The following is a 20,779-nucleotide window of genomic DNA, read 5'->3' on the forward strand; positions in this document are numbered from 1 at the left end:
CCGGATGATTCGCTGGCAGGGCTCAGCCAGTTGATGAAGACCTTGGCGGCCCGCGCAACGCGCTACCGCAATCGTTTGGAAGGCCGTTCCGGCACTTTGTGGGAAAGCCGCTTCAAGTCGAGCATCGTGCAGTCCGATGCCTACTTGCTGGCCTGCAGTCGTTACATCGAACTGAACCCGGTGCGGGCGTGCATGGTGGCTGAGGCATCGGATTATCTCTGGTCCAGTTATGCCCTGCGTGTTGGGAGCGCACCTGAGCAGAGCTGGTTGGACGACGACCCGTGTTTCAACGCGCTCGGCGCTACGGATAACGCACGGCGCCGCCGGTATGCCGAGTTCGTCAGGCAAGCAGTGCCCGCAGAGGAACTGAACCTGATTCGAGAGGCCATTCAACGCGGCCAACTGACGGGGAACAACCACTTCGTGGATGAGGTTGAGCGTATTGCGGGCGTACGGATTGAACGGCGCAAGCAGGGGCAACCGAAATTAGAGTAGGGAAAATAAATCTGTCCCCTTTTTCCGTCGTCCCCTTTTTCCGTCCCCTTTTTCCTAATGTGTTCTATAGAGGTTCTATTCTATTAATTGTTTCTTTGCTCCACGTAGCCCTAGCAGTCGGCAGTCAGAGGAAGATAGAAATTTCAAGAAAAGCTTCCGAGTTGTTGGGAGCAATAATGATGTTTGGCTTTCCAATAGGGACATTTTTTGGGTATTTTTTCTACAGACTACGCTTTGGGTGGATCCAGACGCAGAGAGTAAAAAGAAGTAAGAGGGCATGGGGCGCACGAAAACGGAGGATTTATTTTCTCTATTATAATTTCTAGTCGATCCGATCTGTTAAAAGAGCGGCTTGATTTAAAATGGCCCGCCCGAAAAGGGGACAGATTTATTTTTCCTACTCTAATTTTCTAGCCGATCCGACCTGATCCGATCTGTCGGGAGGATCAATCTAGTTTAAGCAAATCCAGGGTGCTACGGATGAAGAACGGTGCCGCCGGTATGCCGAGTTCGCAAGGCAAGCAGTGCCCGCTGAGGAACTGAGCCTGATTCGCGAGGCCATTCAACGCGGCCAACTGACGGGGAGTAACCGCTTCGTAGATGAGGTTGAACGTATTGCGGGCGTACGGATTTAACGGCGCAAGCAGGGACGACCGAAATTAGAGTGGGGAAAATAAATATGTCCCCTTTTCTTCACTTATTGAGGCGGAGAGGGAAAGTGCGAATAGATAGTGTTTGCGCAACGATTTTTTATTTGTCGCTGGTTGGGTGTGCTCCATCTCATCGTCAGTGGGTTGATGGGCTGAATATGTTCATTGGGACAAGGTTTGAGTCAAATATTTATGAGAGTTGTGAGAAGGGCTGTGGTAATTCTTATTGGTCTCCAATTAATCCTGATAAGAAGGTTGACAAAATAATTGGTGAGGGTGGGGGTGAGAGATATTATATAACCTGGGTTGCTGGCTGTAGTTATTCTCTTTATGTTTCGGCTGATGGGGTTGTTAGGTCTTGGCGATATGAGACAAAATATCCTGGTAGTTGTTATGTTTTTTGACAGTAAAGAAAAGCGGGCTTGTTTAAAATGCAAGTGGAACTCGACATGGTTGAGCAGATCCGCAGTGCCACAAATGGGAGCTACGTCCTTGGCAGCCCTCGCTTCCAAGCTGAAATAGGGCGACCGAAGTTAGAGTAGGGGAAATATATCTGTCCCCCTTTTTCGTGTCCCCTTTTTCCTACATCCAATCCGGAAATTACTGCCCCGCTAATCGGAGCGCGCCGGCATACCGCCCCTCGCTCAATTGCTTTCATTGGTGCCTCCTGCCGTAACCGGCCCGTAGCAAGGAATCGCCCAGCGCGCACCCGCTCAATCGCATTTCGTCGTTCTGCTCGTGCTTACCGCCGGCGTGCTGGAGTTGGCATGTGAGGGAGAAGGGGACGGATTTGTTTTTCTTACTCTAATTTACTAGCCAATCCGATTCGTCGAGGAAATGAAGTTGGGGCCAAAGCAATTCAGCGAAGTCCGTCGCCAAACAATGGAGGCTCCAACGTAGTGGTTGAATGTACATGTCAGGATCGGCAGGTCGCGGAGCAGCTTTTCGTCCTGTCTCCTATTTGTCCTCTAACCAGCCATGTTGCGAACTCTCCAGTTCTACTTAGCCGATGGAAGAAGTTGTGCTTAGAGGGGCGTCTCGTTATCAGAGGAGCAAAGCCGTGCAGGACCTTACGGTGGTAATTCTGGCTGCGGAGTGCGGCCAAAAGTGTGAGCGCTGGGAGTTCGCCGAAATGCCCAAGCAATTAGTCGAAGTGCGCGGCGAGACATTGTTGGGCCGCACTCTGCGGCTGTTGAGGGAGGGAGGCTCCGAGTTCCCCTGGCTGATAACCAGGAGCGATGCCTTTCTCGGATTTCCTGCTATCGGCTGGTGCCCATTGCATAGCGACACAAAGGCTCACAGCTTGCTGGCCGCCTTTTCCCTCTGGCAGTCAGGTGACCTTCTGGTGCTCTATAGCGATGTCTATTTCTCGGAGCCTGCATTCGAGGCAATTCTCGGTGGTACGGGCACTCGCTTTTACGGGCGCGCCGGCCGCAGCGCCTTTACCTTGAAGAACTATGGCGAGCTATTCGCAATTCGGATCGCCGACAAGGACAGACTCCGTGCACAGCAGATGCTGGAAACGCTCATTTCGCACCATGAACTCACTGGCAACCAGAGTTTCTGGTGTTTCTACAGGCTGATGGCCGGCTTGCCGCTGGCCGATAGCAATGCGACGGAGCACAAGTACTTGGTCCGCTTACATGACGAAACCGATGACGTGGACTTTGTCAGTGAAGTGTCGAAATTGGTGGAGGCGATCGAGAAACCCCTTCGTTGGCGTGCCCGATATCTGGCGCGACGTCTAAGCCTGCTGAACAAGCTGCGGAGGGAGCGTTGGCGCGGTGTGCCTCAGTCGCGCGAGGAGTAAGGATCTCGTTGCGACTTCACAGGAAAAGGTGGACTCGCCCCTATCAAACCGGACACCGGCACCCCGTTAAGTTGACGTCGTTGCCAGGCGCCTGAACTCCCGTGGCGATCGGTAGTTCAGGGCGCTGTGCGGATGTTCCTCGTTGTAATGCTCGAAGGCGATGGCCAGATTGCGCAGGGCCGTCGCTCGGTCAGGTTTGGGCATGTGGCCGATGTAGTCGCGCTTCATGGTCTTCACGAAGCTTTCTGCCATGCCATTGCTCTGTGGACTGCAGACCGGGGTCGTCAACGGCTGCAGGCCTATCTGCCGGGCAAAGACACGGGTCTGTTCGGCGGTATAGGCCGAGCCGTTATCGCTCAGCCATTGCACCGGCGACGCAGGCGGTTCTTCACCGAAGCGCTGCTCGATGGCCTGCAACATCACGTCGCGGACATCGTCGCCGCTGTAGCCGTTTGGGCTGGCCACCCAGCTGATGGCCTCGCGGTCGCAGCAGTCCAGGGCGAAGGTCACCCGCAGCTTGTCGCCATCTTCACAGCGAAATTCGAAGCCATCCGAACACCAGCGGCTGTTGCTCGTCGCCACGGCCACCCGACCTTCGTGGCGTCGCGCGACGCCAGGTTGCTTACGCCGCCGCTCCAGCAGCAGGTCGTGGTCACGCATGACGCGGTAAACCCGTTTCACATTGATCGGTGGCAGGGCCTGCTGCTCATACTGCCGCCGCAACAGGCCCCAGACCCGACGATAGCCATAGCTGGGCAACTCGCCGATCGCCTGCTGGATCCGTTCGACCAGTGCCGCATCGTTGAACGTTCGCCGGCGGATTCGCTTTTCGCCCGACGGTTGCTTGAGTCGAGCCGTCAATTGCGAGCGCGCTACACCGAGACTTTCACTGACCACCTTCACTGGTCGTCCCCCGGCAACAAGGGTGAGTGCGCAAGCCATTTTCGCGAGCGGGCGATCTCCACCGCTTCCTTGAGGATCTCGGCCTCCATGGTTTTCTTGCCCAGCATCCGTTGCAGCTCACGAATCTGCTTCAGCGCATCGGCCAACTCGGAGGCTGGCACCACCGCCTCACCGGCACTGACCGCCGACAGGCTGCCGTCCTGATAGAGCTTGCGCCAGTGAAACAACTGGTTGGCATTGATGCCGTTACGCCGGGCCACCACCGAGACGCTTTGCCCCGGCTCCAGGCTCTCGCGCACCATGGCCAATTTTTCCTCGACGCTCCAGCGGCGCCGCCGCTCCTGGCCGAGAACTTCGATCGATTTGTCTTTGCTGGTAGTCATAAACACAGTCGTTTGCCTATCCCTTATGGTAAGGGGGAAACGGTGTCCTGTGCTTCAAGGGGCTCGTTCAAAAGGGTTCCTTTTTGTCTCAGTCGGAGGTGAGCGCGCCCTGGGGTGATGTTGCCCTGGGTCTTGCCCTGAATGTTGATATAGGCGGGATGGTCCCCTTTTCGCGCGGTCCTCTCGAGGAAAAGGGGACCTTTTCTCCCCGCGGTGGAAATCCACTTCGTGGATTTTCACCCTACGCCGGGCTTCCGTCCGCGGACCGGGCTTGCCGTCTATGCTGTTCCGCTGAAGTGGGGCACTTGGAACGGGGCTTGGGCGTGACGGATGCTCATTGGTACTGTCGTGCCGCCCTGACAATAAGAATACTCACGGAGTAAGCACAATGACCGGAATGGCGCTCAAGCCACTCGTGGCAGCCTGCCTGCTGGCCACCTTGTCCACTGCAGTTCAGGCGGCACCCGCTCCCTACTCGACCATTGTGGTGTTCGGCGACAGCCTCAGCGATGCCGGGCAGTTCCCGGATCCGGGCGGCCCGGCCGGCAGCACCATGCGCTTTACCAACCGGGTCGGTCCGACCTTCCAGAACGGCAGTGGCGAAATCTTCGGCCCGGTCACGCCGACGCTGCTGGGTGGCCAGCTCGGCATCGCCCCCGGGGAGCTGGCGGTGTCCACTTCGCCGGTCAATGCCCGGCTGGGCATCGCGGACGGCAACAACTGGGCGGTCGGCGGTTACCGCACCGACCAGATCTTCGACTCGATCACCGCGCCGAGTGGCTCGGTGGTCGCCAACGGCGGCATCACCCTGCGCAGCCGTGACGGCTACCTGGTGGATCGCGCCAGCCAGGGCCTGGGCGCCGACCCAAATGCGCTCTATTACCTCACCGGCGGTGGCAACGACTTCCTCCAGGGGCGCATCCTCAACCAGCTCCAGGCGCAGCAGGCGGCGGGGCGCCTGGTCGACAGCGTGGAGGCCCTGCAGCAGGCCGGCGCCCGCTACATCATGGTCTGGCTGTTGCCTGACCTGGGTCTGACCCCGGCCACCTTCGGCACTGTGCAGCAATCCTTCGCCAGCCAGCTCAGTGCCTCCTTCAATGCCACGCTGACCGCGCAGCTGAGCCAGGTGCCCGCCAATATCATCCCGCTGAACATTCCCCTGCTGGTCGGGGAAACCCTGGCCAACCCCAGCGCCTATGGCCTGGCCAGCGACCAGAATCTGGTCGGCACCTGCTTCAGCGGCAACGGCTGCATCATGAACCCCACCTTCGGGCTCAACGGCACCACGCCGGACCCGACCCGTCTGCTGTTCAATGACAGCGTGCACCCGACCATCGCCGGCCAGCGGCTGATCGCCGATTACGCCTATTCCCTGCTGGCGGCGCCCTGGGAAGTGACCCTGCTGCCGGAAATGGCCCATGGCACCCTGCGTGCCTACCAGGACGAGCTGCGCAACCAGTGGCAGGCGGACTGGGAGCGCTGGCAGGGCGTTGGCCAGTGGCGCGCTTTCGTCGCCGGCGGTGGCCAGCACCTGGACTTCGATTCCCAGGACAGCGCCGCCAGCGGCGACGGCAATGGATACAACCTCACCCTCGGCGGCAGCTACCGGATCGACGATGCCTGGCGTGCCGGCGTCGCGGCGGGCTTCTTCCGGCAGGATCTGGAGGCCGGCGCCGAGGATTCCGAGTACCAATTGAACAGCTACCTGGCCAGCGCCTTCGTGCAGTACCAGCAGAACCGCTGGTGGGCCGATGCGGCACTGACCGGCGGCTACCTCGACTATGACGACCTCAAGCGCAAGTTCGCCCTGGGCGGCGGTTCGCGCAGCGAGAAGGGCGACACCGATGGCCATCTCTGGGCATTCAGCGCGCGCCTGGGCTACGACATCGCCCAGCAGGCCGATAGCCCCTGGCACCTGTCGCCCTTCATCAGCGCCGATTACGCGCGGGTGGAGGTCGACGGCTATGCCGAGGACGGCGCCAGCTCCACCGCGCTCGATTACGACGACCAGAAGCGCGACTCCAGGCGCCTGGGCGCCGGCCTCCAGGGCAAGTACGCGTTCGGCGCCGATACCCAGGTATTTGCCGAGTACGCCCACGAGCGTGAATACGAGGACGATAACCAGGACTTGACCCTTGCCCTCAACAGCCTGCCCGGCAACCGCTTCACCCTCGAGGGTTTCACCCCGCAGGACCACCTGGACCGGGTCAGCCTCGGCTTCAGCCAGCAGCTGGCGCCGGATCTCTCGCTGCGCGGCGGCTACAGCTGGCGCAAGGGCGAGGACGACACCCAGCAGGGTGTCAGCCTGGCATTGAGCCTGGACTTCTGATCGACCCGGCCGGCGGCGTGTTCCGCCGGCCGGCTTCCCACCCTCGGCCCTGGCAAGGCCGCCTGCTCCAGCCCATTCAGCTGATGTTTGACGAACTCTTCACGATTTCGCAGTCATAGTCCCTGCCTTTCCATCAACTCGACTGGTCATGGCTCGACTAGGGCGGATGTTTATGAATTCTGATGTACACAAGGCCGAGGACCGGCCGTTCGACTGGGCCGGGCTTGGCTGGCTCTTCCTGTTCTTCTGGTATTTCTCGGGCGTCACCCAACTGCTGATCCAGGTCACCGGCACGAGCGGTTTCGCCGGATTCCGCCAGGCCTTCCTGCTCAGCGGCCTGTGGCTGATCCCCGTGCTGCTCTTCCCGCAGCGCACGCGCGGCATCGCCGGCGGGCTCGGCCTGCTGCTCTGGTTGGCGTCGCTGCCGGCCTTCGGCTACTTCCTGGTCTACGGCCAGGAATTCTCCCAGAGCGTCATTTTCATCATGTTCGAGTCGAACGTGGCCGAAGGCTCCGAGTACCTGACCCAGTACTTCGCCTGGTGGATGGTCCCGGCTTTCCTCGGCTATGCCCTGGGCGCCGTGCTGCTCTGGACCCGCCTGCGCCCGGTCTACCTGCCTCGCCGCAGGGCGCTGGTGGCGAGCCTGGCGCTGCTGGCGGCGCTGGTGGGCTATCCGGCGGTGAAGCAGGGCCTGGGCAACGAGACCTTCGAGGCCGCCCGCGACAGCTTCGAGAGGCGCATGGAGCCGGCCGTGCCCTGGCAACTGCTGGTGGGTTACAGGCAGTACCGCCAGCAACTGGCGGAAATGGATGACCTGCTGCAGGGCAATGCGCGCATCGCGCCGCTGGCCAACCTCAAGGACGCCAACGCCGGCTTGCCGGCGACCCTGGTGCTGGTGATCGGCGAATCCACCAACCGTCAGCGCATGAGCCTCTACGGCTACCCGCGCCAGACCACACCGAACCTCGACCGCATCCGCGACCAGCTGGACGTGTTCGACAACGTCATCACCCCGCGCCCCTACACCATAGAGGCGCTGCAGCAGGTGCTGACCTTCGCCGACGAGAAGAACCCGGACCTCTACCTGACCAAGCCGTCGTTGCTGAACATGATGAAGCAGGCGGGCTACAAGACCTACTGGATCACCAACCAGCAGACCCTGACCAAGCGCAACACCATGCTCACCACCTTCTCCAAGCAGGCGGACGAGCAGTTCTACCTGAACAACAACCGCAACCAGAACGCCCGCCAGTACGATGACGACGTGCTGCCGCCGTTCGAGAAGGTGCTGGCCGACCCGGCACCGCGCAAGTTCATCGTGGTGCACCTGCTGGGCACCCACATGAGCTACCAGTACCGCTACCCGCCGGCCTACGAGCGCTTCACCGACCGCCAGGGCGTGCCGGCCAACGTCACCGACGACCAGTTGCCCACCTACAACAGCTACGACAACGCCGTGCTGTTCAACGACCACGTGGTGTCCAGCCTGATCGAGCGCTTCTCCGACAGCCGCGCCAACGGCTTCCTGCTCTACCTCTCGGACCATGGCGAGGCGGTATTCGACCCGGAGCAGCCCGAGGTTCTGGGGCGCAACGAAGCGGCGCCCACCGCGCCCATGTACACCATCCCCTTCATGCTTTGGCGCTCGCCGCAGTGGCGCGACGAGCATCCGCAGGAGCTGGGCGCGAGTCTCGGCAGGCCCTACAGCAGTTCCAGTTTCATCCACACCTGGGCGGACCTGGCCGGTATCCGCTTCGACGACTTCGACCCCAGCCGCAGCCTGGTCAATGCCGCTTTCCAGCCGCGCCCGCGGTTGATCGGTGATCCCTACCAGCCCAAGGCGCTGATCGACTTCAGCCTGATCAAGCCCAAGCCCAAGGGCGCCGACCTGGAAGTGGTCAGCGGGGAGCGCGAACCTGTCGGCAGAAAAGCGCCGCCGGGTTGACCGGCGGGGCGTTTTTGTCTGTAGTGCGCCTGCGCTGAACCGCAGCGCCCCGAATCCCCTCTGCAAGGACCCACCATGGCCGGAGCCAGCCTGCTGACCCTGATCGACGACATCGCCACGCTGCTCGATGACGTCTCGGTAATGACCAAAGTCGCCGCGAAGAAGACCGCCGGCGTGCTGGGCGATGACCTGGCGCTGAACGCCCAGCAGGTCAGCGGCGTGAGTGCCGAGCGCGAGCTGCCGGTGGTCTGGGCCGTGGCCAAGGGTTCGATGGTGAACAAGGCCATCCTGGTGCCGGCGGCGTTGCTGATCAGCGCCTTCGCGCCCTGGGCGGTGATCCCGCTGCTGATGCTCGGTGGCGCCTTCCTCTGCTTCGAGGGCTTCGAGAAGCTGGCGCACAAGTGGCTGCACAGCGCTGAGGAAGACGAGCAGCACCATGCGGCGCTGACGGAGGCCGTGGCCAATCCGGCGGTGGACCTGGTGGCCATGGAGAAGGGCAAGATCAAGGGGGCGATTCGCACCGACTTCATCCTTTCCGCCGAGATCATCGTGATCACCCTGGGCACGGTCGCCGATGCCGCCTTCGGCAAGCAGGTGGCGGTGCTGGCCGGCATCGCACTGATCATGACGGTGGGCGTGTACGGCCTGGTGGCGGGCATCGTCAAACTGGACGACCTGGGCTTCTACCTCGTTCGCCGGACCAGTGCGGCGGCCCAGGCCATCGGTCGCGGCATCCTCGCCGCCGCGCCCTGGATGATGAAGGGCCTGTCGGTGCTGGGCACCGCAGCCATGTTCCTGGTGGGCGGCAGCATCATCCTCCACGGCATTCCGCCGGCCCATCACCTGCTGGAGCCTGTCCTGGCCGCTTCCGGCGGTTTCGCCTGGCTGGTGCAGATCCTGATCGACGGCCTGGTGGGTGTCCTTTCCGGCGCGCTGGCGCTGGCGGGGGTGAGTCTGGTGAAAAAGGTGATTTCTGCCGTCAGGGGCTGAGTCTGGAGGGCGGTATCCGCATGGGTATCGCTCCGCTCGCGGAACGCCGCCCGACCCATCCTGCGGGTCACGGGCTGGGCCATCTGGCTCGATGGTCGGCCCACCGTTTTGCACATCGCTTGATAGGGCTTAGCGGCCGATGGGCTTGAACGCGCAGTAGCCGGGGCGCGGGCCGATCTTCGGGTGGTTGCGGCAGGTTTCCGGGCGCTTGTCGTAGACGGTGCAGAGACGGCTCTTGCGGTCGAGGAAGTAGCAGTCGTTGTTGCCCATGCGGGTCAGGGTGAAGATTCCGGACTTCTGGTTGAAGCGTTCCACCACCCCGTCCTTCATCAGGCGCTTGGCGATGTTCTTCGGCGGCTCGCCGCGTTCGAACTCGGCCACCAGCTCCAGGCGGATCAGGTCGCTCAGACGCACTTCGACCGGCATCGTGCAGCAACTGGAGACGCAGGCGTGGCACATGGTCTTTTCGTATTTGATCCAGGTGTCCGTCCGGTCGAGGTCGGCACCGACGATCATCATGGTCTTCATGGTCGGCGAGCAGGGTAGGGGATGAGGGCGGGCATCATAGCGATGTCGGTGAAAAAGTGAACAGTTTCCCGCCGGGAAGCACGAAATTTCCCTTTGTCTTGCCGCATTTTTACCAATCCCGTGCTGAGCTGTAGGAAGTTTCTGTGTCTGTGGGCCAGTTGGCGTTCGTCTCTATTGGGCCGGTGCCTGGCTCCTGTAGCTTCTGGCCGATCGTGGCTGCGATGGATGCGGCCCAAGTGCTCAATCATCCGGGATAACGCTGCATGCAATGGATTTTCATGCTGGTTGGCCTGGCCTTCGGGGCCGGGATAGATGAAAGCGTCGTCGGCGCCCTGCTCGGTGGCCTGATGGGCCTGGGGCTTGGCCAGGCCATCCGTCTGCAGGGGCTGGCCCGGGAGAACGCCGAGCTGCGCAAGGCGCTCGACGGCTTCGCCGCCCGTTTCGACAAGGGCACACAGGCCATCCACGAGCGTCTGCTCAAGGTGGAACAGGGCAGGGCGCAGGCGACTGAAAAAGCGCCGCCCCCGGTCGCCGAGGCACCAGCGCCAGTGGCAGAGGCTGCACCTGAACAGGAAGCCGAACTGGTTTGGGAGCTGCCACCCGAGGTGCTGGAGGAGCCGGCCGCCGTCCAGACGCCGCCCCCCGAGCGCAGGCCGGAGCCGGTCGCCGCCGATGCCTGGGGCCGTGAAGCCCGCCCCGGCACTGCGCGCCAGGCGCCAGCGGCGCCGCCCAAACCGCCCAAACCGCGCGAACCCTCCCTGCTCGAACGCGGTTTCGCCGCCGCCCGCAACTGGCTGTTCGGCGGCAACACCGTGCTGCGCATCGGCGTCGTCCTGCTGTTCCTCGGCCTGGCCTTCCTCCTGCGCTATGCCACCGAGGGCATGGTGGTGCCCATCGAGTTGCGCTATGCCGGCGTGGCCCTGGCGGCCGTCGTCCTGCTCGTCCTCGGCTGGTGGCTGCGCCGGCGCAATCCCAACTACGGCCTGATGCTCCAAGGTGCCGGTATCGCCGTGCTCTACCTGACGGTATTCGCCGCCATGCGCCTGCACCCCTTGCTGGAGCCGGAAATGGCCTTCGGTCTGCTGGTGGTCGTGACCCTGTTCTCCGCCATCCTGGCCGTGGCCCAGGACGCCCTGGGCCTGGCCGCCGCCGTGGCCCTGGGCGGTTTCGCCGCGCCCATCCTCACTTCCAGCGGCAGCGGCAACCATGTGGCGCTGTTCAGCTACTTTGCCCTGCTCAACGCCGGCATCTTCGCCATCGCCTGGTTCAAGGCCTGGCGCCTGCTCAACCTGATCGGCTTCGTCGGCACCTTCGGCATTGGCTTCGCCTGGGGCCTGCGCTCCTATCGTCCCGAGCTGTTCGCCAGCACCGAGCCCTTCCTGGTGCTGTTCTTCCTGATGTACGTGGGCATCGGCCTGCTGTTCGCCCGGCGCAAGCTGCTGGAGGCCGCCGATGCGCCCGCCGAGCGCGACGAGCTGCTGCGCTGGTCGGCGCGCCAGGCCGATACGGTGGACGGCACCGTGCTGTTCGGCCCACCGATCATCGGCTTTGGCCTGCAGCTGGCCCTGATCCGCCATATCGAGTTCGGCGCCGCCTTCAGCGCCCTGGCCCTGGGCCTGTTCTACCTGTTGCTGGCGCGCACCCTGGCGGGGCGCACGGCCGGCCGTGCCCTGCTGCTGGTGGAAACCTGCCTGGCCCTGGGCGTGGTCTTCGGCAGCCTCGCCATCCCGCTGGGGCTGGACGCCCGCTGGACTTCCGCGGCCTGGGCGGTGGAAGGCGCCGGCATCTACTGGCTGGGCCTGCGCCAGGGCCGCCCGCTGGCGCGGGCCTTCGCCTTGCTGCTGCAGTTCGGTGCTGCTCTGGCTTTCCTCGGTGGGTTGGACGTGGGAACCGAGACCCTGCTGGACGGCTCACCCCTGGGCGCGCTGATGCTGGGCGCAGCGCTGCTGTTCAGCTTCCGGCAACTGCGCCTGGCGCCCGTTGAGGCCGCCACCGACCTGGAGCACCGGGGCCTGCCGGTGCTGGCCTGCGCCGGGCTGGCGTTCCTCTACCTGATGGCGCCGCTGGTCTTTGCCGTCGAGGGCACGGCCATCGCCTGGGCCCTGGCCGGCCTGGCGACCCTCTTCGCGGGGTTGCGCCTGCAATCGCGCACCTTCCTGTTCAGCGCCTTCGCCGTGCAGCTGCTCGGCGGCGCGATCTTCCTGCTCGACCTGGACGGATCGGGCCTCGGCAGCGGCGGCGTGCCCGGCTGGCGTGGCCTGCTGGTGGCCTCGCTGATCGGACTGGCACTGATCGCCGGCATGCTGCTGGCCGCCCGCGACCCGCTGGTGCGCAGTGATGCCCGGCTGCTGCGCAGCCTGTCGCTGGTGCTGCTGGCGGGCCTGGCCTTCGTCAACCTGGCGGTGCTCTTCGTGCTGCCCTGGCGTACCGCCAGCGCGGTCTGGGGTGGCAGCGGCCTGTTGATCCTCTGGCTCAGCTTGCACTTGCAGCAACGCGCCGGTTTCTACTTCGGCCTGTTCCTGCAATTGCTGGCCGGCTTCAGCTTCCTGGCGGTGAGCCCGTTGCTGCTGGGCGAGCTGAGTGGCGACGGCCTGCGTCCGCTGGCCCATGCCGGGTTCTGGACGCCGGCGGTGCTGGCCCTGGCAGCCTTCGTCGGTGCCTGGCGCCTGCAGCGGGCGGACCGCAGCGAAACGGACATGGGCAGCCTCAGCCTCGGCCATCTGGCGCAGCTGTTGCTGGCCTGGAGCGCCGGCTGGTGGGCGCTGACCTGGCTGACGGAGCTCGGCCGCTTCGCCGCCCCCGAGTTGCAGGTGTCGTTGGCCCTGCTGCTGGCCGCCGCCAGTGTCGCCTTCGCCACCTGGTTGGCCCGGCGCGAGCAATGGCGGGCGCTGGCGTTGCTCTGCCTGCTGCTGGCGCCGGCTGGTTTTGTGGCCCTGGCCCAGGCCTGGCAGCCGCAGTACCACCCGGCGGCGGACTTCGGCTGGGCCGGCTGGGGCGCGCTGTTCGCCGTGCACCTGCTGGCCCTGCGCCGGCTCGACGGGTTGCTGCCCGCGGGCGCCCGCAGCGCTGCCCATGTGCTGGGCTGCTGGCTGCTGCTCGGGGTGCTGGCGCTGGAGCTGCGTTACCTGCTGATGCTGCTTTCCGAGCAGTACAACGCCTGGCGCTGGCTGGGCTGGGCGCTGCTGCCGAGCGCCTGGCTGCTGCTGGTGGCCTTGCGGCCGCAGTTGCCCTGGCCGGTGGCCGCCTACCCGCGGGAGTACCGCCTCTGGGCTTCCCTGCCGCTGGCTGTGCTGATGCTCGCCTGGTTCTGGATCGCCAATGCCTGGAGCGATGGCGCCGCCGAACCGTTGCCCTACCTGCCGTTGCTCAACCCCCTGGAGCTGGGCCTGCTGTTCGCCCTGCTCGGCGTCTGCCTCTGGCTGCGCGACTGCCTGCCGCAGTTCGGCCCGGTGGCGCTGCCGAACTGGCTGCCCCAGGGCGTGGCGGGCGTCTCGCTGTTCGCCCTGGCCACAGCCACCGTGTTCCGCAGTGCCCACCACTGGGGCGGGGTGCCTTACACGCTTGCGGCGCAGCTGGACTCCATGCTGGTGCAGGCGGGACTGTCCATCGTCTGGACCAGTATCGCCCTCGGCCTGATGGTTGGCGGTCACCTGCGTGCCCGGCGCGAGTTCTGGCTGGTGGGCGCCGCGCTGATCGCGCTGGTGGTGGCCAAGCTGTTCTTTGTCGAACTGGGCAATCGCGGTGGCCTGGAGCGCATCGTGTCTTTCATCGGCGTCGGCGTCCTGCTGCTGGTCGTCGGCTACTTCGCGCCCCTGCCGCCCAGGCGCGCGGAACCTGAACAAGAGCGAGTCAACGCATGATCGACTGGTCTCACCTGCGCCGCCCCGGCCTGGCCCTGCTGGTCGGCCTGGGGCTGCTTTGCCAACCGCTGCTCGCCGCCGAGCAGCCGGATGATTTTTCCACCCGAGTCGAGTTGCGCCTGGAAGGCGAGGGTCCCTGGTACCGCATGGACCTGCCCATGGCCCTGCACTTCGCCGCGCGCCACGCCGACCTGCGCGACCTGCGGGTGTTCAATGCCGAGGGGGAGGCCCTGGCCTATGCCCTGACCCGCAGTGCCGCCAGCGAGCGCCGCGCCCGCCATGAGCACGTGTTGCGCGCGTTTCCGCTGCGCGGCCCGGCCGAAGGCACCGCCGCCCTGCCCAGCGTGCGGGTGGAGCGCAGCACCACCGGTACCCTGGTGCAGGTGGTGCCGGAAAGCCCGGCAGCGGCCGGTGAGCAACTGCGCGGCTGGCTGCTGGACGCCAGTGCCGTGCAGGCGCCGCTGGAGAAGCTGACCCTGGACTGGAGCGCCGACGACGGCTTCCAGCACTTCAGCGTCGAAGCCAGTGACGACCTGCAGCGCTGGGAGTCCTGGGGCGACGGCCAGGTGGCCCGGCTGTCCTTCGCCGACCAGCGGATCGACCAGCGCGAGGTAAGCCTGCCGGGCCGCCCCGCGCGTTACTTGCGCCTGCTCTGGCTGAGCCCGCAGCGGGCCCCCGAGCTGTCGGCGGTGAAGGTGGTGAGCGCCAGCCGTGAAAGCCTGCCGGCTGCCATGGCCTGGTCGGCGCCGCTGGAGCCGATCAGCGCCAAGGACGGGCAGTACCTCTGGGACTTGCCCCTGGGGCTTCCGATCGAACGCCTGCGCATCGCCGTCGAGCGGCCGGGGAGCCTGCTGCCGGTGAGCGTGGAGGCCCGCCGCGACGGCGCGCCGCAGTGGCAGCCGCTGGCTTCGGGCCTGCTCTACCGGCTGCCCCAGGAGGGCAAGGAGGTCGCCCGGGAGGAACTCGATCTGCCGGGCTGGATGGCGGTCAAGCAATTGCGCCTGAGCGTCGACCAGCGCGCCGGCGGTTTCGGCCAGCAGGTGCCGCGCCTGGAGGTGGGCATGCACGCCACCCAGGTGGTCTTCCTCTCCCGCGGCACCCCGCCCTTCACCCTGGCCCTGGGCAATCTCGAGGCCCGCCGCGAGGAGCTGCCCCTGGCGACCCTGGTGCCGGGTTTCGACAGCGCCAGCCTGGCGAAGATGGGCCACGCCGAGGCGGTGGCGATTCCGCCCCAGACAGGGCTGCGACCGACGGAGCACGAAAGCGCCCGGCAGGTCGTCTGGAAGCGCGTCGGCCTCTGGGCAGTGCTGCTGCTGGGCGTCGGCCTGCTGGGCGCCATGGCCTTCAGTCTGCTGCGGCGGCCGGCGGCTCGCTCCTGAGGCCCCTGGAGCGGAGCCGCCGCGGCGACGATGGCGTTTTGCTGTATCTTTGCCCGGTCATTTTCCGGGCCGCCGTGGGCGGTCCCAACCTCAGGTCAGGACGGCCAGTGCCCAGCCTCGAACAGCCTCACTCGATAGCTCTCGCCTGTTTTCTCGCCATTTCCGGGGAATGGCGGTGAAGGCTTGCCTGGCCGGCGGCTGGAGCCTGAACGGTCCGGTGCTGCTGACCCTGCTGGTGGCCGTGGGCGTGGTGCTCATGGCGCGCTGGGTCAGCCGTCAGCGGCATTTCCCCGGGCGCGAGAGCTTCATCGTCCTGCACCTGGGCATCATCTGGTGGTTGGCGGCCGCCGGCCTGGAGCTGGCGGCGCAGGTGCCGCAGTGCAAGGTGTTCTGGGCCAGCATGGCCTGGCCGGGCATCATCGGCGTGCCGACCCTCTGGGCCGTGTTTCTCTGGCAGTACGTCAACAGCATCCGCGAACCCCTCAGCCTGCGCGGATTCCTGCTGCTGGGCATCGGCCCGCTGGTGGCGTCCGGCCTGGCCCTGAGCAACCCCTGGCACCAGCTGTTCTACGGCCCCGGCACCTTGCCGGTGGATGGCACGCCCGGCGCGGCGATCCGCTATGACCACGGCCCGCTCTTCGATGCCGTGGCCCTCTACGTCTATGTCTTCATGGTGTTCTGCCTGGCGCTGGTGACCCGCGCCGCCCTGGCCAGTCACGGCTTGCACCGTCGTCATTACCTGGCCTTCGTGCTGGTCACCTGCGTGCCCTGGGGCGCCAACCTCAGCTACGTGGTCTACGGCTGGACCCTGTTCGGCTTCGACCCCACGCCCTTCAGCTTCGCCTTCACCCTGGTGGCGTTCGCCTGGCTGATCCTCGGCGTGCGCTTGTTCGACCTGCTGCCCGTGGCACGCCACCTCCTGCTGGAGGAGCTGCCCGACCCGGTGCTGGTGGTCGATCCCAGGCGCCGGGTGATCGACGCCAACCCCGCCGCCCTGGTGCTGGCCGGGCAGTCCGGTGGCTGGCAGGGCAAGGTGCTGGCGGGCTGGCCGGTGTATGGCGCCGAACTGGAGGCGATGCTGGCGGCGGGCGAGCAGGAAATGCTGCTGACCCCGGCCGGTTCGTCGCGCTATTTCGAGGTGCGCTCCCGCGATATCGAGCGGGTCACCCGTGGCGGCACCTTCGTCCTCGGGCAGATGCTCTACCTGCGCGATGTCACCGAGCGTCATTGCAGCGAGCTCAAGCTGGCCGAGGCCCTGGCCACCAGCGAAGAGCGCCTGCGCACCATCACTCGCCTGCACGAGCAGTTGCAGGAGCAGGCCCTGCGCGACCCGCTGACCGGCCTGTACAACCGCCGGCACCTGGCTGAGCTGTTCGCCCGCGAGATGGCGCGCAGTCAGCGCGAGCGCGCGCCCATCGCCCTGGCGCTGATCGACCTGGACCACTTCAAGCAGCTCAACGACCATCATGGCCACCTGGCCGGTGACGATGTGCTGCGCGCCGTGGCCATCCAGCTCACCGGTAACCTGCGCGGCAGCGACGCGGTGTTTCGCATCGGTGGCGAGGAGTTCCTGCTGTTGCTGCCGGGCGCCACGGGCGAGGAGTCGTTCGCCCGGTTGCACAGCCTCTGCCAGGCGCTGGCCGGCCAGCCCCAGCTCACTCGCGTGGGGCGGTTGTCGGTTACCCTGTCGGCCGGCCTGGCGGTCTGGCCGGACCAGGGCCAGACCCTCGACGAGTTGATGCAGGTGGCGGACGCCGCGCTCTACGAGGCCAAGCGCAATGGTCGCAACCAGGTGCGCCGGCTGATCGAATCCACACCCGACTGACGACTGAACCTGTGCTTGCCCCCGGCGTCAGATTATTTCTCAGCCCTCGCAGGCAGAAACGGCGGCCATTTTGGCGCCTTCCATCCCGCTGAGAGGCATTGCGAACCGACTCGCGCTAAACTGCGCGCATTTTTCCACTCCCCGGAGCCATTCCATGTCCCGCGTTACCCTGAGTCGCTACCTGATCGAGCAGACCCGAAGCCACAACACCCCTGCCGATCTGCGCTTCCTCATCGAGGTCGTCGCGCGCGCGTGCAAGGAGATCAGCCATGCGGTGTCCAAGGGCGCGCTGGGCGGTGTGCTCGGCAGCATGGGCACCGAGAACGTGCAGGGCGAAGTGCAGAAGAAGCTGGACGTGATGTCCAACGAAATCCTGCTGGAAGCCAACGAGTGGGGCGGCCACCTGGCCGGCATGGCGTCCGAGGAAATGGACAACGCCTACCAGATTCCCGGCAAGTACCCGAAAGGCGCCTACCTGCTGGTGTTCGACCCGCTGGACGGCTCGTCCAACATCGACGTCAACGTGTCGGTGGGCACCATCTTCTCGGTATTGCGTTGCCCCGAGCAGTACCTGTCGCAGAACGACAGCCTCAGCGAGCAGGCTTTCCTGCAGCCGGGCGCCAAGCAGGTGGCCGCCGGCTACGCCATCTACGGCCCGCAGACCATGCTGCTGCTGACCCTGGGCGATGGCGTGAAGGGTTTCACCCTGGACCGCGAGCTGGGCAGCTTCGTGCTCACCCATGACAACATCCGTGTGCCGGAAAGCACCGCCGAGTTCGCCATCAACATGTCCAACCAGCGTCATTGGGAAGCCCCGGTGAAGCGCTATGTCGGCGAGATGCTGGAAGGCAAGGAAGGCCCCCTGGGCAAGAACTACAACATGCGCTGGATCGCCTCCATGGTGGCCGACGTGCACCGCATCCTCACCCGTGGCGGTGTCTTCATGTACCCCTGGGACGCCCGTGAGCCGGAGAAGCCCGGCAAGCTGCGCCTGATGTACGAGGCCAATCCGATGTCCTTCATCATCGAGCAGGCCGGCGGCGCCTCCACCGATGGCCGTCAGCGCATCCTCGACATCCAGCCGACTTCCTTGCACCAGCGCGTGCCGGTCTTCCTCGGTTCCAAGGAAGAAGTTGCCCGCGTCACCGGTTACCACCAGGAGTAACCCGTGCAGCCTTGGCAGCCGCTGCTCGACTGGTGGTTCGGCCTCGAGGCCTCCGCCACTCAGGTCGCCGCGGCGCGCCAGAGGCTGTGGTTCGGCAAGAAGGACAGCCAGGACGCCGAAGCCCGTGAGCGCTTCGGCGACCTGGTGGAGCAGGCCCTGGCCGGCGGGCTCGGTGATTGGGCCGAGCAGCCGGACGGCTGGCTGGCGCTGGTCCTGCTGCTGGACCAGTTGCCGCGCATGATCTTCCGCGACAGTCCGCGTAGCTTTGCCGGCGATGCCCGCGCCCAGGCGCTGGTGGCCGAGGGTCTGGCCCGTGGCCTGGAGCGGGGGCTCGCGCCGATCCGCCAGGTGTTCATCTGCCTGGTGCTGGAGCACGCCGAGGACCTGGCCAGCCAGGAGCGCGCGCTATACCGCTATCGCCTGCTGCTGGATGGCGCCGCCGCCAGCGAACGCGAGCTGTTCGAGGGCTTTCTCGACTTCTCCGAGCGCCACCGGGTAGTGATCGCCCGCTTCGGCCGCTTCCCCCATCGCAATGCCGTTCTCGGCCGCGCCTGCAGCGCCGAAGAATCCGCCTTCCTGCTGGAACCCGGTTCACGCTTCTAGGTTCAAATGGGCACCTTCGCGACCGCTATGCCATGCTGGTCGCATCCCATCCGCCAAGGAGCGCTCCATGTCTCTGCGTACCCTCGCCCTCTTGTCCTGCTGCCTGGTGCTTGCCGCCTGCAACAAGCTCAACCAGGAGAACTATTCCAAGCTCAAGTCCGGCATGACCAAGGCCGAGGTCGAAATGCTGCTCGGCAATCCGACCGAATGCTCCGGCGCCGTCGGCTTCACCAGTTGCACCTGGGGCGACGAGAAGGCCTTCGTCAGCGTGCAGTACGCGGGCGACAAGGTGCTGATGTTCTCCGGCAAGGGGCTCAAGTAAAGCGCCTTGCGGCGCAGGATGTGGAACGATTGCGCCTCGCTCATCCTGCGCCGATGCCCCGATGAAATCCGAGGCCATACCCGCCCGGCTCCCATGAACGGCGCGGGGTTGGCCTCAACCGAGCACCTCTCTCAACACCCCGGCAAAGGCCTTCGCGGTCTCCACCTCGGCCCCGTGCCGTCCATCGCGCACCACCCAGTTGCCGGCCACCATCACATCGCGCACCTGGCGGTCGCCGCCGGCGAACAGCCAGCGGTTGAGCAGGGCGTCGCCTTCGGCGGTGGCGAGATAAGGATCGTTGCCATCCAGCACCAGCCAATCGGCGCGCTTGCCCACTTCCAGCGCGCCCACCGGCTGGCCCAGGGCCTGGGCGCCGCCGGCCAGGGCGGCGTCGAACAGGGTGCGGCCGACCTGCGGCTGGTCGGCGCGGTAGAGGCGGTTGCGGCGCTGGTCGCGCAGGCGCTGGCCGTACTCCAGCCAGCGCAGCTCTTCCACCACGCTCACCGAGACATGGCTGTCCGAGCCAATGCCCAGGCGCCCGCCCCGGGCGAGGAAATCCACCGCCGGGAAGATGCCATCGCCCAGGTTGGCCTCGGTGGTCAGGCAGAGTCCGGCCACGGCACGGCTCGCGGCCATGGCCGTCACTTCGTCGGCTTCGGCGTGGGTGGCGTGCACCAGGCACCAGCGTTCGTCCACCGGCGCGTGTTCGTAGAGCCATTGCAGCGGGCGGCGTCCGCTCCAGGCGAGGCAGTCGTCGACTTCCTTCTGCTGCTCGGCGATATGGATATGGATGGGCCGGCTGCCGCTCTCCGTCGCCAGTACCGTGGCCAACTGCTCGGGCGTCACCGCGCGCAGGGAGTGGAAGCACAGCCCCAGCTGCTGGTTGGGCTGGCGGGCGATCTCGCCGCGCAGGCGCTCCTGCAGGGCCAGGTAGCTGTCGGTGCTGTGGATGAAGCGCCGCTGCCCCTCGTTGGGCGCCTGGCCGCCAAAGCCGGCATGGCTGTAGAGCACCGGCAGCAGGGTCAGGCCGATGCCGGCCTCGCGCGCCGCCTGGCTGACCCGTAGCGACAGCTCGGCCGGGTCGGCATAGCGGCGGCCGTCGGCGTCATGGTGCACGTAGTGGAACTCGGCGACGCTGGTGTAGCCGGCCTTGAGCATCTCGATATAGAGCTGCCGGGCAATGATTTCCACCTGCTCCGGCGAGAGCCGGCCCACCAGGCGGTACATCAGCTCGCGCCAGGTCCAGAAGCTGTCGTTGGGGTTGCCCGCCACCTCCGCCAGTCCCGCCATGGCACGCTGGAAGGCATGGGAGTGCAGGTTCGGCATGCCGGCCAGCACCGGGCCCTGGAGGCGTTCGGCGCCATCTGCGCCGGCATCGGCCTGGACCTGCTCGATCAGGCCGTTGGAGGAGACTTCGAAGCGGACATTGCGAGCCCAGCCTTGCGGCAGAAGGGCGCGTTCGGCAAAGAATGCGGACATGGTGAGGGGCCCCGGGATGGGTGGTTTTATTTGTATATACATATACAGACGTTTGCGGGTAACGTAAACTCACCGTCAGTCGCGCACTTGTCTGGAGTTGTCGAATCCGGTAC

General features: G+C 65.3%; 14 protein-coding genes and 1 pseudogene. 12 read left to right on the top strand and 3 right to left on the bottom strand.

The genetic code is table 11. The features are described from left to right. From E8F11_RS05660 to E8F11_RS05670, 3 genes and pseudogenes are all read left to right on the top strand, one after another. A partial coding sequence (locus E8F11_RS05660; RefSeq protein ID WP_280287827.1) for a transposase occupies positions 1-495 on the top strand: 495 nt, incomplete at its 5' end. Between the two features lie 470 nt (positions 496-965). Beyond that, positions 966-1,130 (top strand): annotated as a pseudogene (locus E8F11_RS05665) (transposase); the annotation flags it as partial. A 1,075-nt stretch (positions 1,131-2,205) separates the two neighbouring features. Beyond that, the gene (locus E8F11_RS05670) at positions 2,206-2,955 is read left to right on the top strand and encodes a hypothetical protein (protein WP_280287828.1); all 750 of its coding nucleotides are present in this window, start codon (positions 2,206-2,208) and stop codon (positions 2,953-2,955) included. A gap of 66 nt (positions 2,956-3,021) precedes the next feature. On the opposite strand, the gene E8F11_RS05675 is transcribed toward E8F11_RS05670, so the two are convergent. Then, positions 3,022-4,241, bottom strand: a protein-coding gene (locus E8F11_RS05675) for an IS3 family transposase (RefSeq protein WP_280287829.1) whose coding sequence is annotated in 2 segments (ribosomal slippage) — positions 3,022-3,896 and positions 3,896-4,241 — 1,221 coding nt in all. Because the reading frame shifts where the segments join, the coding sequence is not laid out codon by codon here. A gap of 388 nt (positions 4,242-4,629) precedes the next feature. On the opposite strand from E8F11_RS05675, the gene estP reads away from it, so the two are divergent. The 3 genes from estP (at position 4,630) to E8F11_RS05690 (ending at position 9,505) form a co-directional block, all read left to right on the top strand. Next, positions 4,630-6,570, top strand: a complete 1,941-nt coding sequence (gene estP, locus E8F11_RS05680; protein ID WP_280287830.1) for an esterase EstP — start codon at positions 4,630-4,632, stop codon at positions 6,568-6,570. 172 nt (positions 6,571-6,742) lie between these two features. Then, positions 6,743-8,515, top strand: coding sequence for a phosphoethanolamine transferase CptA (gene cptA, locus E8F11_RS05685; protein WP_280287831.1), 1,773 nt, complete (start codon positions 6,743-6,745; stop codon positions 8,513-8,515). Between the two features lie 75 nt (positions 8,516-8,590). Then, the gene (locus E8F11_RS05690) at positions 8,591-9,505 is read left to right on the top strand and encodes a DUF808 domain-containing protein (protein WP_280287832.1); all 915 of its coding nucleotides are present in this window, start codon (positions 8,591-8,593) and stop codon (positions 9,503-9,505) included. Positions 9,506-9,634: 129 nt separating this feature from the next. On the opposite strand, the gene E8F11_RS05695 is transcribed toward E8F11_RS05690, so the two are convergent. Then, positions 9,635-10,033: a YkgJ family cysteine cluster protein gene (locus tag E8F11_RS05695; protein ID WP_280287833.1), complete on the bottom strand. Its 399-nt coding sequence runs from the start codon at positions 10,031-10,033 to the stop codon at positions 9,635-9,637. 263 nt (positions 10,034-10,296) lie between these two features. Between E8F11_RS05695 and E8F11_RS05700 the strand changes: the two genes are divergently transcribed. From E8F11_RS05700 to bamE, 6 genes are all read left to right on the top strand, one after another. Next, positions 10,297-13,893 carry a DUF2339 domain-containing protein gene (locus E8F11_RS05700; RefSeq protein ID WP_280287834.1) on the top strand — a complete coding sequence of 1,199 codons (3,597 nt, stop codon included), beginning with the start codon at positions 10,297-10,299 and terminating at the stop codon, positions 13,891-13,893. After that, positions 13,890-15,272 carry a DUF3999 domain-containing protein gene (locus E8F11_RS05705; protein ID WP_280287835.1) on the top strand — a complete coding sequence of 461 codons (1,383 nt, stop codon included), beginning with the start codon at positions 13,890-13,892 and terminating at the stop codon, positions 15,270-15,272. The genes E8F11_RS05700 and E8F11_RS05705 overlap by 4 nt, the downstream gene beginning before the upstream one ends. A 175-nt stretch (positions 15,273-15,447) precedes the next feature. After that, positions 15,448-17,097, top strand: a complete 1,650-nt coding sequence (locus E8F11_RS05710; RefSeq protein WP_280287837.1) for a histidine kinase N-terminal 7TM domain-containing protein — start codon at positions 15,448-15,450, stop codon at positions 17,095-17,097. A 154-nt stretch (positions 17,098-17,251) separates the two neighbouring features. Continuing rightward, positions 17,252-18,262, top strand: coding sequence for a class 1 fructose-bisphosphatase (locus E8F11_RS05715; protein WP_280287838.1), 1,011 nt, complete (start codon positions 17,252-17,254; stop codon positions 18,260-18,262). A 3-nt stretch (positions 18,263-18,265) separates the two neighbouring features. After that, positions 18,266-18,865: a DUF924 family protein gene (locus E8F11_RS05720; protein WP_280287839.1), complete on the top strand. Its 600-nt coding sequence runs from the start codon at positions 18,266-18,268 to the stop codon at positions 18,863-18,865. Between the two features lie 67 nt (positions 18,866-18,932). Continuing rightward, positions 18,933-19,187 (top strand): outer membrane protein assembly factor BamE, encoded by a 255-nt coding sequence (bamE, locus tag E8F11_RS05725; RefSeq protein ID WP_280287840.1) that lies wholly within the window; start codon positions 18,933-18,935, stop codon positions 19,185-19,187. Positions 19,188-19,301: 114 nt separating this feature from the next. Here bamE and E8F11_RS05730 read toward each other — a convergent pair whose 3' ends face one another. After that, entirely contained in the window at positions 19,302-20,666 is a 1,365-nt protein-coding gene (locus tag E8F11_RS05730) for a formimidoylglutamate deiminase (RefSeq protein ID WP_280287841.1), read from the bottom strand. Between the last annotated feature and the right edge of the window lie 113 nt (positions 20,667-20,779).

Origin of the sequence: Pseudomonas sp. BN417 (assembly GCF_029871205.1) — a bacterium.
Taxonomy (GTDB): Bacteria; Pseudomonadota; Gammaproteobacteria; order Pseudomonadales; family Pseudomonadaceae; genus Metapseudomonas.